Source organism: Nocardia alba NBRC 108234, assembly GCF_001612665.1.
Taxonomy (GTDB): domain Bacteria; phylum Actinomycetota; class Actinomycetes; order Mycobacteriales; family Mycobacteriaceae; genus Nocardia; species Nocardia alba.
Genome location: NZ_BDAX01000048.1, coordinates 1 through 12,028, shown reverse-complemented (window position 1 = coordinate 12,028; position 12,028 = coordinate 1). Strand labels below are relative to the sequence as shown.

Sequence of the window (12,028 nt, the reverse complement as noted above, 5' to 3'; positions counted from 1 at the left end):
TCGTCGACGGCGGCTCGGGTCTCGTCGTCGAACTGTTCGATTCGCTGCTATAGCGGGAGCTCGTGTTCGGGGGAGCGCACAAACGGTGACCTTCGCAGGAAGTCGGTGTACTGGCCCATCATGTACTCGGTGGCCTCCTCCAAGGAGGGCTCGTGACTGCCCTGAGGTTTCCGCCATGGCTCGCCTACAAGGCTCTCGTGTGCGGCCAGCGCGCGTGTAGGCCACGGTGAGGAGCCCGCCTCTTGCAGTGCTTGGTGGGCCGCTGAGGTCATGCCCGGACTGATTCTTCGTAGCTGGAGTGGGTCGATGATGGCTAGTACCGGTTGAAGGCTCGCGGGTGGGTTGACGCCGATTCCGACGTGGCCCGCGTTGGTCAGCAGGAACATGACGTCCTGTGGTGGAGCGTGCTTGGCGGCACGCTCCCACTGCTGCAAGCGGTGCCACCGCGACATCGCGTGCGCGGCGTCTTCCGGGCCGGTGAGGTTGAGGCTCTTGACGTAGGGCACGACCCGCTGCCAGTACTGTTCCTCGGCATCTCGGGCCGCTTCGGCGAACGTGGTGAGGTTGTCGAGCACAGCCTCACCGGGTAGCGCGATGCTGACCGGGTCACCGTCGATGTCGCTGACCCGAAGGGTGACGCACCCGTGGATGCTTCGTACCTCGACTTGGTTGACTACCAGCATGGTCCGGATTCGAACGTGAGGTCCGGGTCTTCCTGCGCCACGGCGTTTTTTATGACTTTTTGCCATCTGTCGATCCCTTCGAAAACACCAGAGTGGAAGGCGAAGAGCTATCGAACGCGGTTACCGTACTCCGAGGCGGTGGTTGGGCTGTACGGAGCTGTTCCCGAGGATGCGCAGGGTAGTCCGCGACGCTGACATCCCCGACCTGAGACAGCGAGTCGGACCCGGGAAATAGGGCCGCTCGACGCGGAGGGCGAAGGGATTGACGGGATGCTGTGCACTCACGTGCCGGACTGGTCTCTCCAGGCGGTCATCGCCGGGCAGGACAGGGACACCGACATTCTGGTGATCCCGACGTGTCAGGACTGCGTGCTCACGTTGAGCAAAGAGATCGCGAGAGCGACCAGCCTTCCGGTCATCTTCCGGCGCTTCAGTCCGGGTGATCTCGACTCGCCGAGGCTGTGACCTGCGTAGTGTCCTGTTTCGCGCACAAGAATGAGGTGGCGTGCCAGCTAGGAGAGCCCCTGTGCACTGACAATCTCCGGTGCTGTTCGCCCGGTCCGGGATATGTCAGAACCCGGGAATCTGAGTGCTGGAAGCTCGAAACGATCGTCGCCCCGGAACTGAAATGCAGTCCAGGGGCGACGATGTGGATGGATATCCGGGCCAACGGAGTCCATCACCCGGTGCTCGGCTGTGTCATTGCGATCATCCGGGGGCATACGACCGGCGGACCGCCGCCGGTTCTTCAATGACTGTAGGCCACGAACAGTGTCCAACGAAGCCCGACCCCGACTGTCCAACGTGTCCTGAAGTGCGGGAATGACGGAAAAATCCGGCTGAGCTGCACTGCGGTCCTATTTTGTGAATTTGAGAAACTCGTCTCGCTGGACGGTGCCGTTGGACTGAAGACAGCCCTGAAGACAGCATCGAGTGAGCTGGGCACCAAAGGTCATTCACAAGCTATTTCGGCGAGTTCGAGGCCGATGCCGCAGTGATGCCCACTCGGCGGCGACACCACTGCGGCCTTGAAGCGCGCGGCCGCGCACCTGCGGAAGCTTCTAGCGCCGCTGGACATTCGCCCGCACCCCGGCGTTCGGATTCGTGATCGGAACTGGCAGAATGAATTGCGCAGGCTCCGGTCCATGTGCTGGAGCGGCTCGCCTCCGAAGGCCAATTCGGAGAACGGGTTTCGAAACGCAAACCTTTCATTAGGGTGCTCGGCTGTGTCACCGGTGTCCGTGCGGGGTGAAGTCCCGCCCGGGTGATTTGTCGTCGCTGAGTTGTCGCGACGACGGACCGCCCGGGCTTCTCTATCCCCGCACGGACACCTGCCCTGGAGGTATGTCCGATGGCGGCGTTCTTCGTACGAAAATCCAAGCCCGTGAACGGGCCGATCGAGCAGCCGGTACACGCTGCACCCACACCACCCCTACGGGGTAGAGCCGCGGTAGTGACCTGGCCGGCCGCCTTCCTCGTCTTCGTGGGAATGGCCTACAGCCTGGCGCTGGTCTTGCTCGGTGTTCCGCCGGAACAGGCCATGTGGACCGCGGCGCGGACCGTCGGCCTGCTGCTGGCGGTGGTGGTGGCCGCGCCGCCGCTGATCGCGCTGGGCAAGGAGGTCGGTCGCCGAATCGGCACCCCCCGGCTGGAACAGGGGAACCAGGCGTGAACGCGTTCGAGCGCCAAGAGGCGGCCGGTGGACGGCGAGCGCCGTTCGTCGTGCCTTCCGACATTCGCGACTCCGCGGGCTTCATGCAGATGATGCGCGAGATGCCGAACCATGTCGGCCTCACCGGTGGACAGATCGCGTCCTACACGCAACTGCCCAGGTCGACGGTGTACCGGTTCCTCCACAGGGACAACAACACCTTGCCCAAGTCCCGCGAGCAGGTAGCGAAGTTCGCCACCGTCTGCAAGCTGGGCCCTGGGCAGGTCGGCGCGGTCCTCGCGATCTGGGATCGGCTGTCCGCCGAGGCTGAGGAGGTGACGCCCCCGCGACTGGTCGCTATTGACGGCGGGGTGGTGACCTCCCTCGAAACAGTGGCCACCCACGGCGATGTGGCCAAGGCAGTCGGAAAGCTCGTCATTGCCGACAACACACTGATCGGCAACGACAACGTGCTGATCACCGCTGACGGCAGGGTGATCGCCTTCGACGAGGAACACGCGGACGAACCGGCGATCCCCCACGTGCGTGAAAGCGCGGATTTCGCAGACGAGCCAGGGGGCGATCGTCGACAGGACGGCCGCCGACAGCGGGAGCAGAGCGGCCGTCGCCGACGGGGCGAAGCCTTCTCGCCCCTCGTCCGGCGGGCGACACTCGGGGGGGACGGAAGCCGGGATGTCTTCCGTACCGCCCGGCGGACGATGTTCCAGCTGGTCGTGGCCGTACTGCTGCTGGTCGGTCAACTGCACGGTGCGGAGTGGCTACCGCGGCTGGACTCGGTGCCACGCCACAGTTTGTGGGTGATGGTCATCGTGCTCGCGGTGCTGTCCTTGAACCACGGAATTGAGGGGTTGTCCTACGACAGGGCGGTGCCCGGGTGGGTCTCCAAGTTCAGGGTCCCGCTCGCGGGGGCGCTGGCGACCTTTGCCTCTGCCGCGGTGATCGCCGGGACCAAAGATCCCATCCTCGCGGGCGGTTTCGCCCTGCTGGTTTTCGCCGCGACGCCGAGCTTGTTCGAGGTGTGGTCGAGCTTCTTCGCGCGCACCACGTCCAAGTCCAAGGTGTCGAGGCTGGAACTGATGCAGTACATCGGAGTAGCCAGCGTGGGGGTCGGCGCCACCATGACGGCGCTGGTGTACTCGATCGGCGTACCGGTGCCGGTCGCCGTGCTGGCCGGCTGTGTCATCGGAGCCATGATGACGCTCAGTATCACCAGCGCGTTGCGCACCCGCGCCAAGCGGTAGCGCGACAACGCTGTTGTCCGGTAGGGCACGCCCGCAGGGCCGCGCTCTACCGGACTCTGCCGCAAGGCATTTCGATCGAGAAGTGCACGGGGGAAGAGGAATCCGGCGAGAGTTCGACAACCGTGGCACCGTGAGCAGCAGCGGATCGCTCGTGCCACGAGTTCGGGAGCACCGCGCCGACCCTCGACGACTACCAGTTCGACGAGGATGGGGTCGGAGACATCCGTCGCCAGCTCGCCGGTGAGTAGACGTGGCGAGGCTGAAATACGCTGCCACCTCGATGTTTGCAGGTGGACTCTTCCGCGATTCGGAGCAGGCTTGCTGCCGCTGGCCGGTACGGTACCGGCCCATGGCCCGTCGCAAACCGACCATCCCCGAGCGCGCGGAGCTGGCCCGCGCCGCGGTGAAGTACATCGCGCACCACACCGAGCGCGAGCCAGACCAGGAGCCCTACGATCTGGCGTTCCGGGGGCTCGGCAAGATCATCTGGCTACACGCGCAAAGCCGCGACGGAATCGCCGCCTACGCCGCGACCTGCTGGATCACCGGCGAGGAACCGTACGCCGGGATGGACCAGGCGGACCTCGCCGACGCTGAACGCGGCCGCCAGGCCCAAGCCGAGCACAACCGCGCCGTCGCCACCCGGACCAACGAGCGCGTTCAGACCCGGATCGACGTCATCGACCAGACCAGCGTGCGCTGCACGGCTCCGACGAAGTCCGGTCGGCCGTGCGGCATCGAGCCACTCGCCGGCCGCAACCTGTGTCATGTCCACGCACCGGATCTGCAGTGCGGTGCGGTCAAGGCAGATGGGAAGCGCTGCGCGATCCCGACCGGCGGCCGCGGTGCCTGCGCGACTCACCAGAACCCCGCAACGTCGTGATGCAGTACCTCGAGGTCGCCGACCGACCTTGTAGCCGGTGTCGAGATCGATCACAACGCGGAGATGGGCTACCGCTGGCACGCTTCAGTTGAGGCGGCCGCGAGCTCGACGCAGTTCGTAGACGTGGGCGCGGTCCTCGTCGTCGTCGAGCCCATGGGCCTCGCGGGCGACCAGGCGCATCTCCGCGCCGAGTAGCGCGCGCTCGATCGTGGTGCCGTTCGCGAGCTCGAAATTCGACTCGGTCGTGATCCAGCCCCACCGGTCGAGGCCTGGCGTGGGTACGGTCGCGATCAGCTCGCAGACCGGCTGCGCGGGACGGTAACCCTGGTCGATCAGTTCCTGTTCGGCGTCGGCCCAGTCCTGGTGTTGTTCCGGTGTCCAGTGCGCGCGCGGGTCCGCGCCCCATGGCAAGTCGTGGTGTTCTGACCCTTCGCTCATAGCGTCCTAAGATCGTGGGCTGACCAGGGGAGACCTGGTCAGCCGCGGTTGTCGCGGTGGCGGGTGGTCGCGGCTTGGCGCACGGTGGGTTTGGTGTCCATGCCGCCCAGCGTTGTGTCGATGTCGCGCAGGCCTTCGACGGTGCTGACGGAGTCGGTGATCCGCTCGATCAGCGCCAGGAGCTGGTCGCGCTGTTCGAGCACCGTGTCGAACTCCTCGAGCAGGGTGGGCTGGTGAGGGTCGTGCCGTTCCAGGCGCAGGCCTCGCTCGGCCAGCGCGGCGTCGATCGTGGCCAGCGTGCCGACGCCGAAGGCGGGAAGGCTGTCCAGGTCGTGGTGGGTGTAGGTCATCAGGTCGGCGAGGGTGCGGATCCCCTGCCGTGCGAGCATGTTCGACAGGCGCGGAGTGAACATCGTCTTCAACTGGATGGTCGCCAGATCCTGCGGCGCGGTGGCCTCGCTCATAGGCATCACCGTAAACCCTGGTCGCGCAGCCGAGTTCGGGTTTGGGTGCCGGTTCGTTCTACTCGCTGTGGTCCTGGAACAGCGGAAGTCACCTAGTGTCAGACCACTGACCTGCCGTCATCCCGGTCTGGTCGGGGATCGGACGGCTACTCGCCAGCCAGGAGCAAGCCGCGGCGTTCAGCCTCGGCCCGGTATTCCTCAGCCTTGGCACGAACCTTGGCAGCGACCTCGTGCTCACCCTGCTGGTCGTACATCCGCGCCCTGGCCTTGTAGAAGCTGATGTGCTGTAGAACGTCGTCATCCTCTTTGGTCTCCGGTCTACCGGTAGACGGTTTCCACGGTGGCATGCCTGAAAGTTTGCGCCGCGCGTAGCTGCCGCCGTTGTTTCGCCACGCGGTGGGCGTTGATCGACGGCGGCCGCTCGGGAAGGGACACTAGTTCTTGGGCGCAGCAATCCACTGGGAACGAGTCCCAAGCCTGCAGCGTCTGGAAGGAGGAAATGGTCGTGCACACAGCTGCAATCCCGACCCGCGTGAGCAGTTAGCCACTGGGCCAGGGTTGTCTCGAAAACCGCAGTTGCGGGCGGGGCAACGGCCACCATCTTGGCCAGTGACGCGAAAGAGGCGATGATCCTCGTCGGCCTGCCAGGGCTCTTGGCAATCCTGGTAATGACGGGCGTCATCCTCCCAGCAGTGTGGTCGAGGAAGAGGAGCCGTCGACGTGCGGCGCTGGAAGTACTCGACACCCTGATGCGTTGGGCCGGAGGCGACCCCAAAAGTAGGTCGCGGGGATGACGGCCCGGAGAAGAGCGAGGGGCCCGCCCCACCGTGCCGCCCGAGAGGGGCGGTGTTGCGAAACGATCAATTCTTCGACACTGCGGGGCTCGCACTGTTGAAGTTATCGATGCATTCGATGTGCATCTTGCCCGTCCTGGGGTCCTTGACGGGGTAGCACGTGCTGTGGCCCGGAGCCGATGCGCTGACGCCCTCCAAGAGTGGAGCAATCGACAACGCGCTTGCGATAACCCCCACCGTGAGAGCGCCGGACACGATAAATCGCCTCATATCACTAGCCTTTCGCAGTCTTCTTGTCGCAGGCTTTGACGCGCCGGCGTACTCCGCCGAGACCGCTCGTCGCCTGATTGGATTGGCCGAATCCGAACGGTGGCTAGCTCGGTCCCACGTAGACGCACGCTTTCAGGACATCGTCGTATTGGTAGTAGACGCCGCAGGAGCCGATTCGATACGTACCGTCGGACTCGTCCGCAGCGCTGACACCAACCCCGATACTTGCCAGCAGACCCAATGCGAGGGTGCTGGACGCAATGAAACGCTTCATGACACTTGACCTTTCGTTCATTTCCCTGTCACACGCTTTGACGCGACGCGCAGCTGATCGGTTCCATGATCTTGGAAATTGGCCGCTGACGGTCGCGCCGCTGCCGCCTACGGAGTGAGTGTCGAGAACCGTTCGTTTTATCGACACCGGCCGCCGGAACCCGAAGCGCCAGGACGGGTCCGCCGATGTGGTGTCGAGAAAACGTGTTGCAAAGTCGGAGTGTTCAACAATCCGTGTCAGCCCTTTCTCGTACAGTTCTGGGCATGGCCGCCAAGTCGAACGCACTCGATCTCCCGGAACCGCTTGTCCTCGACGGGGATGCGCTCGATCCGATCGGCGGTGGGGGAGCGCTCGTCGGGTATGGACGGGTCTCTACGGCCGGCCAGCTGCTCGACCGTCAGCTCGCCGCGCTCACCGCGGCCGGGTGTCAGAAGATCTTCACCGACAAGAAGTCGGGCAAGGACACCGAACGCGAGGAACTCCGGCGATGCCTGGAGTACCTGCGGCCTGGCGACACCTTGGTGGTGCCGTCGCTGGACCGACTCGGTCGATCCCTGCAAGACCTCATCACGATCGTCACCGGACTGCGCAAGCGCGGGATCGGGTTCCGGTCCCTGCACGAGGCGATCGACACCACCACACCCGGCGGGCGGCTGGTCTTTCACGTCTTCGCCGCGCTGGCCGAATTCATCCGTGAGCTGATCGTCGACGGCACAAAGGAGGGTTTGGCCGCTGCCCGCGCCCGCGGGCAACGGCTCGGCCGGCCACCGGCGATGACCGCCGAGCAGATCCGCCAGGCCCGCGCGGCACTCACCCGGCCGGAAGAGACCGTTTCCTCGATCGCGCGACTGCTCGGCGTCTCACGATCGACGATCTACAAGTACCTGCCCGAGGTCGGGCCGATCAGCATCGACACCGAGACGGGTGAGACAACCCTCGATATCAGGCACCCGCTGTTCCACTCGTAGGTCGATTCAACGTCGGTTCATGCGATTTCGTTGTTTTCCGCGCGATTACTACCGGCCCACCGTGTTGCGTACCGACTCAGTGGGCGGTGGCACGCAACACGGCCTAGCCACTACCGACTGCGGTAACCCCGCAGGATCTCCGGGTCAACGTCCCGAGCCTGCAGACCGATCGTCGTCTGCGCAATGGCCCGATCGATTTCCGGCTGTAGCGCCTCAATCACGCCCGCGAACAGTTCACCTCGACGGTCGGCGATCACCTTGTTGATCGTGTCCTTCACCGATTCCGGTATCGGCGTATCGAACGGGAACATGTCGTTTCACTCCTTCTTGCGATCCGCAGCTGGATACGGCCGCACCCGTCACGTCGTGGATCCGCCGGACCGCTGATCAGAGCCTGTTTCGGGCGCGCGGAGCGCACAGTAACGACCAGGGGTGCAAAGGCCTGCTCACCTGACCGCCGCCGAAGCGTTTTCAGGCAGTGAGCAGATCAGCCTCTTCTATCCAGCGCGCAAGCAGACTCAACGCACAGAGGCGCTCCAATGCGGATTGTTCGTCGAGTTCGACTTCGTCGTTGGGCAGGTGACCGATCGGGTTCCGGATGGCGCCGAAGCACCCTGCTCCGAAGTCCATCACCCCGATGCGCATGGACTTGGCCGTCTGTTCGTTGCTGATGCGGTCGTAGCGCAACCGCGGCTTGCCCTGCTCGGGCGGATTGTGGGAAAACGCCTGCTTGATCAGTTCGCCCTCGGAACAATCTCGGCGCCTGGTCTTCTTCTGCAGCAGCGAATTCACCGCCTTCGCCGCCGCCAAGACTGCCTCGTGTCGGTGTCCGGTCGACCATTGAGCGGTAGCGGCCTTCCACACCAGCGGGTGCAATGACCTCGCACTGATCTGCGGCTCGGTATCGGTTCCACCGAGCCGCTCGATCAGCTCGTTCTGGTAGTCGAGGCGCACGATCAGTCGGCGAACCGCGTCCCGCACTTCCTGCTCTGGCTCGTCGGCTCCGAGTTCAGGAATATTTTGCTGAGCCCAGTCCGGATAGAGCCGATCGAGGATCGCCCCGGCGACCTCCATCAGCTCGACAAATCTGCCGCGGCTGCAACGCAGAACCCAGGAGTTGGAGTTGTCCTCATAGACAGGCTCTGTCTCGTCGAGGAAGTTCTGGAGCTGACCACGAACCCATTCGACGTCGACGCCTTCGAAAGCCATGACGCTATCTTTGCGCACCGGGGTTTAGCGACAGCAACTTTCCGGTGGCCGACAGGACCTGTCACCGGATATCTTTGTCGATCTGGTCGAGCGCGTCGGCAACCAAGGGCAGCAGGGCCGAGCGGATGAAGTATCGCTCGATCGCGGCGTCCTGGTTGTTGTTGGTGTGCTTCTTCTCGATGAGCCATCCGGGTGGCCGCGGCTGCAGGGGCATCGACCGGAACGCCTTCTGCTGTGCCGATTTCACGCCCGACAGGCTCTTCATGCCGATGAGTTCCTTGATGCGCGCGGGTGTAGCGCTGCCTCCCTCGGCGACCAAGGCCCGCAGCGTTTGCATGCCGGTCCCGGGCAGTCTCTCGAGGAAGCGCTTGATCGTGGGCAGGTCCCACTCGCCGACGGTCACTGGCAGGTGGGGGACCTGCTGCTCTTGTAAAAGGTCTGCAGGAAGCGGAAGGTCGGCAGGAAGTCGTTCCGCCAAGGCGATCTGGGCGGCCAGCAGACCCAGCTGCAGCCGGAGCTGCGGATCATCGAGATACGGCCCGTCCGCGAGATGACGGAGCTGCTCGCGAGCGATAGCCAAAGCGTCGAGATCCCCCGATGTCATGACGACAGGCTAACCCCCGGTCAGGGTGCTCGCTGTGGCGCCGAGAATCCCCAAGCTGCAGGTCGTACCGATTACGGGTTGAGAGAGAATGCGACTGGTGGGACCGGGGTGTTAAGGGCACCCCGGTCCCACCACCTGGTCAGTTGACGAAACGCTCGATCGGTTCGCCGGTGATCGCCTCGGCCAGTGCGCAACCCAGCACCTCCGCGGTGGGCGGGGTGACCGCGTTGCCGTACCCGGCGGCCTGGGTGCGCTTGTCGCCGATCGGTTTGAAGGTCGAGCGGAAGGCCATGCCGTCGCGGATCTCGTCGGGGTCGAGCATCCGGAAGGTGCACTCGGCGAGCAGCCGGTCCGGATCGACACCGAGCAACCCGAAACGATCGCGGGTGGTCAAGGTCCCCATCGGGTCGGTGACCGGCCGCGTGACGCCGGTGCGGTAGTAGGGCACCAGCAGCTCCTCCCGCCCCTGCTCGGTGCCAGGAGGCGAGACCAGGCCGTGGTGGAAGCCGCTGGCGGAGAATGTGGCCAGCGGCTGGTCGACGCCGTAGACGAGCTTCTTGCTGCCCCCGCCGCGTAGCGAGGTCAGAAACGGTGGGATGGCCACCCCGAGCTCGCGGCGCGTGGTCTGCGTCGGCATCGGCATTCCCGCGGTGCGGGCGTGCTGGGTGGAGCGCTTGCTGGTCTGCACCACCATCGGCGGCAGCACCAGCGCGTCGGTCTCGCGGGTCGTGCGCGTCGACATCGGCTCCGACAGCGGGGTCGCCGCGGTGCGCCAGGTCCCACCGGCCGGGCTCAGCATCGCCTCGCCCGCGTACTTCTCCAGTCCGATCCGGATCCGGTCGAGCGTCGCGGCCGCGAGCGGTTTGGTGCGCTCGCCGATCTTCTGGCCAGGGTCGAGATCCCAGTTGATCGCCGCCGACGCCGGGGTCGTGAACGGCTCGACGACCTGGTAGGCGCAGGTCTTGGACGGGCACCGGTACACGTACTGGCCGTGCGCGCCGTAGCGGCCCATTTCGACCCCGGGCTGCTTCCACGACTGGATCGCGTCGACGACCTTGTCGCAGCGGTCGCAGAAGGCGCGCGGGCGCAGCCACTTGTCCAGGTCGGGCCGCCGCCCCAGCGTTTTCAACCAGTACATGACGTAGAGCCGGTCACGCGATTGCGGCGCCGGGGAGCACACGCGCGGCATCGCGTGCATCGAGTTGAGCGCGATGACGGCGACCTCGTAGCCGGGGCCGATCTCCTCGATCGAACGCCGCCACTCGGCCCACTTGTCCCACCGTCGGCACTGGATCACGTTCTCCATCACCCCGCCCAGCACGGGAGTACCGCGACCGGCCATCGCGCGCAGGTAGCGCGGGATCTGCTCGATCAGCGCCCGCGAACGCGCCTCGGCCGGATCCTCGACCAGCTCGCCGAGTTCGGTGTCCTCGATGAGCGTGTACTGATTCGACCGATCGAAATACCGCTTCTTGCCCTTGGCGTCGGTCCACGCAGGGCACGCCGGCGACGCCCAGAACAACTCGGTATAGGGCAGCGTGGCCAGGTCGATCTTGCGGACATCACCAGGCGGAAGATGAAAGGTGTCAGGGAAATTGAGCGCATGGACCTCGACACAGATCGGGTTGTGATTGCCCGCCAGGCTGGTCGTGACACCGGGGACCGCGTCGAACCCCTGACTGTCCCCGCCCCATCCAGCGAAGAACACCGTGGATCGCAGGCTCATCTCAGACGCCCATCGCGAAGTCGGACAGCTTGGCCAGCGCGCCGGACACGGTGTGGCGCCAGCGCATTTCGAGATCAGACAGGCCCTCGCTGTTGGCGTAGGCCAGCATCGCCGACTCCGCACGGGTCAACCGGCGGGGAGAGCCGAGCAGCTCCCACACCGAACGAGTGACATCAGCGTGGACGTAGTGGCCCGACCCGTCACCGGCGACACCGAGGTAGACCAGGTAGGTGCCATAGCGCAGCTGAGGCGTACGCGTGCCGTGACGGCGGCCGCGGTCGAGGACCTCGATGTGGTCAGCGTTGGTGGGATTCAGTCCGTGGGTGAGCACGAAGCGGCGCAACGCCTTGCGTGCACGGCGACGGGAGCGCCAGGGCGCGGTGATCACCTGCTGGATGTGCCATTCGAGCAGCAGCGGGCTGGGATCGCAGAAGTACTCGACCAGCTCGGCCGCCAGCCGGTACGCGCGGGCCTCGGCGTCGGGCGCCGACGTGAAGTCGCCGTTCGATGTCAGAGCGAGTGCGGCGTTGTGCAGGTCCAGCGCCGCGACGTTTTTGAAGCAGCCGTAGAAGCCGTCATCGACGACATCCCACAGGGTCTGGGCATCGAGGGTGTGTCCGAGCAGCTCGGCACGGACCGCCTCGCCGACGAATGCCGCGACCAGGGCGACATCGGCGAACCACAGCCGGTCGTCGCTGTCGTGCCAGTCGCTGACGAAAGGACCCTCGTAGTGGCCGGGTTCGGTGGCGGGGCAGGGGCAGTAGGGCGCAGTGGTCGAGTCACGAAGGGACATGAAAACTCC

Annotated in this window: 14 protein-coding genes; 5 read left to right on the top strand and 9 right to left on the bottom strand. The window is 65.2% G+C overall.

Annotated elements, in window-relative coordinates; all coding sequences use genetic code 11:
* Nucleotides 1–47: 47 nt before the first annotated feature.
* Complete coding sequence (locus tag NA12_RS32060; protein ID WP_067460292.1) at nt 48–683, bottom strand: hypothetical protein; 636 nt, start codon at nt 681–683, stop codon at nt 48–50.
* 270 nt (nt 684–953) lie between these two features.
* Between NA12_RS32060 and NA12_RS32055 the strand changes: the two genes are divergently transcribed.
* The 4 genes from NA12_RS32055 to NA12_RS32040 all read left to right on the top strand — a co-directional run bounded on the left by NA12_RS32055 (nt 954) and on the right by NA12_RS32040 (nt 4,479).
* The gene (locus NA12_RS32055) at nt 954–1,148 is read left to right on the top strand and encodes a hypothetical protein (RefSeq protein WP_067460289.1); all 195 of its coding nucleotides are present in this window, start codon (nt 954–956) and stop codon (nt 1,146–1,148) included.
* 988 nt (nt 1,149–2,136) lie between these two features.
* Entirely contained in the window at nt 2,137–2,355 is a 219-nt protein-coding gene (locus NA12_RS32050; RefSeq protein ID WP_067460286.1) for a hypothetical protein, read from the top strand.
* Nucleotides 2,352–3,596 (top strand): hypothetical protein, encoded by a 1,245-nt coding sequence (locus NA12_RS32045; RefSeq protein ID WP_067460283.1) that lies wholly within the window; start codon nt 2,352–2,354, stop codon nt 3,594–3,596. The genes NA12_RS32050 and NA12_RS32045 overlap by 4 nt, the downstream gene beginning before the upstream one ends.
* A gap of 349 nt (nt 3,597–3,945) precedes the next feature.
* Nucleotides 3,946–4,479, top strand: coding sequence for a hypothetical protein (locus tag NA12_RS32040; RefSeq protein WP_067460280.1), 534 nt, complete (start codon nt 3,946–3,948; stop codon nt 4,477–4,479).
* 84 nt (nt 4,480–4,563) lie between these two features.
* Here the strand turns inward: NA12_RS32040 and NA12_RS32035 are convergent, their stop codons facing one another.
* From NA12_RS32035 to NA12_RS32025, 3 genes are all read right to left on the bottom strand, one after another.
* The gene (locus NA12_RS32035; RefSeq protein ID WP_067460277.1) at nt 4,564–4,917 is read right to left on the bottom strand and encodes a hypothetical protein; all 354 of its coding nucleotides are present in this window, start codon (nt 4,915–4,917) and stop codon (nt 4,564–4,566) included.
* Between the two features lie 38 nt (nt 4,918–4,955).
* Complete coding sequence (locus NA12_RS32030; protein ID WP_067460274.1) at nt 4,956–5,381, bottom strand: DNA-directed RNA polymerase subunit alpha C-terminal domain-containing protein; 426 nt, start codon at nt 5,379–5,381, stop codon at nt 4,956–4,958.
* A gap of 146 nt (nt 5,382–5,527) precedes the next feature.
* Nucleotides 5,528–5,728 carry a hypothetical protein gene (locus tag NA12_RS32025; protein ID WP_067460271.1) on the bottom strand — a complete coding sequence of 67 codons (201 nt, stop codon included), beginning with the start codon at nt 5,726–5,728 and terminating at the stop codon, nt 5,528–5,530.
* A 1,254-nt stretch (nt 5,729–6,982) separates the two neighbouring features.
* Here NA12_RS32025 and NA12_RS32015 point away from each other — a divergent pair.
* The gene (locus tag NA12_RS32015; RefSeq protein ID WP_084473347.1) at nt 6,983–7,687 is read left to right on the top strand and encodes a recombinase family protein; all 705 of its coding nucleotides are present in this window, start codon (nt 6,983–6,985) and stop codon (nt 7,685–7,687) included.
* A 110-nt stretch (nt 7,688–7,797) separates the two neighbouring features.
* Here NA12_RS32015 and NA12_RS32010 read toward each other — a convergent pair whose 3' ends face one another.
* The 5 genes from NA12_RS32010 to NA12_RS31990 all read right to left on the bottom strand — a co-directional run.
* Nucleotides 7,798–7,998 carry a hypothetical protein gene (locus tag NA12_RS32010; protein ID WP_067460265.1) on the bottom strand — a complete coding sequence of 67 codons (201 nt, stop codon included), beginning with the start codon at nt 7,996–7,998 and terminating at the stop codon, nt 7,798–7,800.
* 160 nt (nt 7,999–8,158) lie between these two features.
* On the bottom strand, nt 8,159–8,761 hold the full coding sequence (locus NA12_RS32005) for a TIGR02391 family protein (protein WP_165914899.1): 603 nt from the start codon (nt 8,759–8,761) through the stop codon (nt 8,159–8,161).
* Between the two features lie 196 nt (nt 8,762–8,957).
* Nucleotides 8,958–9,500, bottom strand: coding sequence for a hypothetical protein (locus tag NA12_RS32000; RefSeq protein ID WP_067460259.1), 543 nt, complete (start codon nt 9,498–9,500; stop codon nt 8,958–8,960).
* 139 nt (nt 9,501–9,639) lie between these two features.
* Nucleotides 9,640–11,226, bottom strand: coding sequence for a DNA cytosine methyltransferase (locus tag NA12_RS31995; protein WP_067460256.1), 1,587 nt, complete (start codon nt 11,224–11,226; stop codon nt 9,640–9,642).
* A 1-nt stretch (nt 11,227) separates the two neighbouring features.
* A partial coding sequence (locus NA12_RS31990) for a hypothetical protein (RefSeq protein WP_218017152.1) occupies nt 11,228–12,028 on the bottom strand: 801 nt, incomplete at its 5' end.

What these genes read in the sequence shown, in the direction of transcription:
- NA12_RS32015 (WP_084473347.1), top strand. Translation starts at nt 6,983, where the DNA reads ATGGCCGCCAAGTCGAACGCACTCGATCTCCCGGAACCGCTTGTCCTC.
- NA12_RS32025 (WP_067460271.1), bottom strand. Translation starts at nt 5,728, where the DNA reads ATGCCACCGTGGAAACCGTCTACCGGTAGACCGGAGACCAAAGAGGAT.
- NA12_RS32040 (WP_067460280.1), top strand. Translation starts at nt 3,946, where the DNA reads ATGGCCCGTCGCAAACCGACCATCCCCGAGCGCGCGGAGCTGGCCCGC.
- NA12_RS32000 (WP_067460259.1), bottom strand. Translation starts at nt 9,500, where the DNA reads ATGACATCGGGGGATCTCGACGCTTTGGCTATCGCTCGCGAGCAGCTC.
- NA12_RS32005 (WP_165914899.1), bottom strand. Translation starts at nt 8,761, where the DNA reads ATGGAGGTCGCCGGGGCGATCCTCGATCGGCTCTATCCGGACTGGGCT.
- NA12_RS32030 (WP_067460274.1), bottom strand. Translation starts at nt 5,381, where the DNA reads ATGAGCGAGGCCACCGCGCCGCAGGATCTGGCGACCATCCAGTTGAAG.
- NA12_RS32060 (WP_067460292.1), bottom strand. Translation starts at nt 683, where the DNA reads ATGCTGGTAGTCAACCAAGTCGAGGTACGAAGCATCCACGGGTGCGTC.
- NA12_RS32035 (WP_067460277.1), bottom strand. Translation starts at nt 4,917, where the DNA reads ATGAGCGAAGGGTCAGAACACCACGACTTGCCATGGGGCGCGGACCCG.
- NA12_RS32010 (WP_067460265.1), bottom strand. Translation starts at nt 7,998, where the DNA reads ATGTTCCCGTTCGATACGCCGATACCGGAATCGGTGAAGGACACGATC.
- NA12_RS31995 (WP_067460256.1), bottom strand. Translation starts at nt 11,226, where the DNA reads ATGAGCCTGCGATCCACGGTGTTCTTCGCTGGATGGGGCGGGGACAGT.
- NA12_RS32055 (WP_067460289.1), top strand. Translation starts at nt 954, where the DNA reads ATGCTGTGCACTCACGTGCCGGACTGGTCTCTCCAGGCGGTCATCGCC.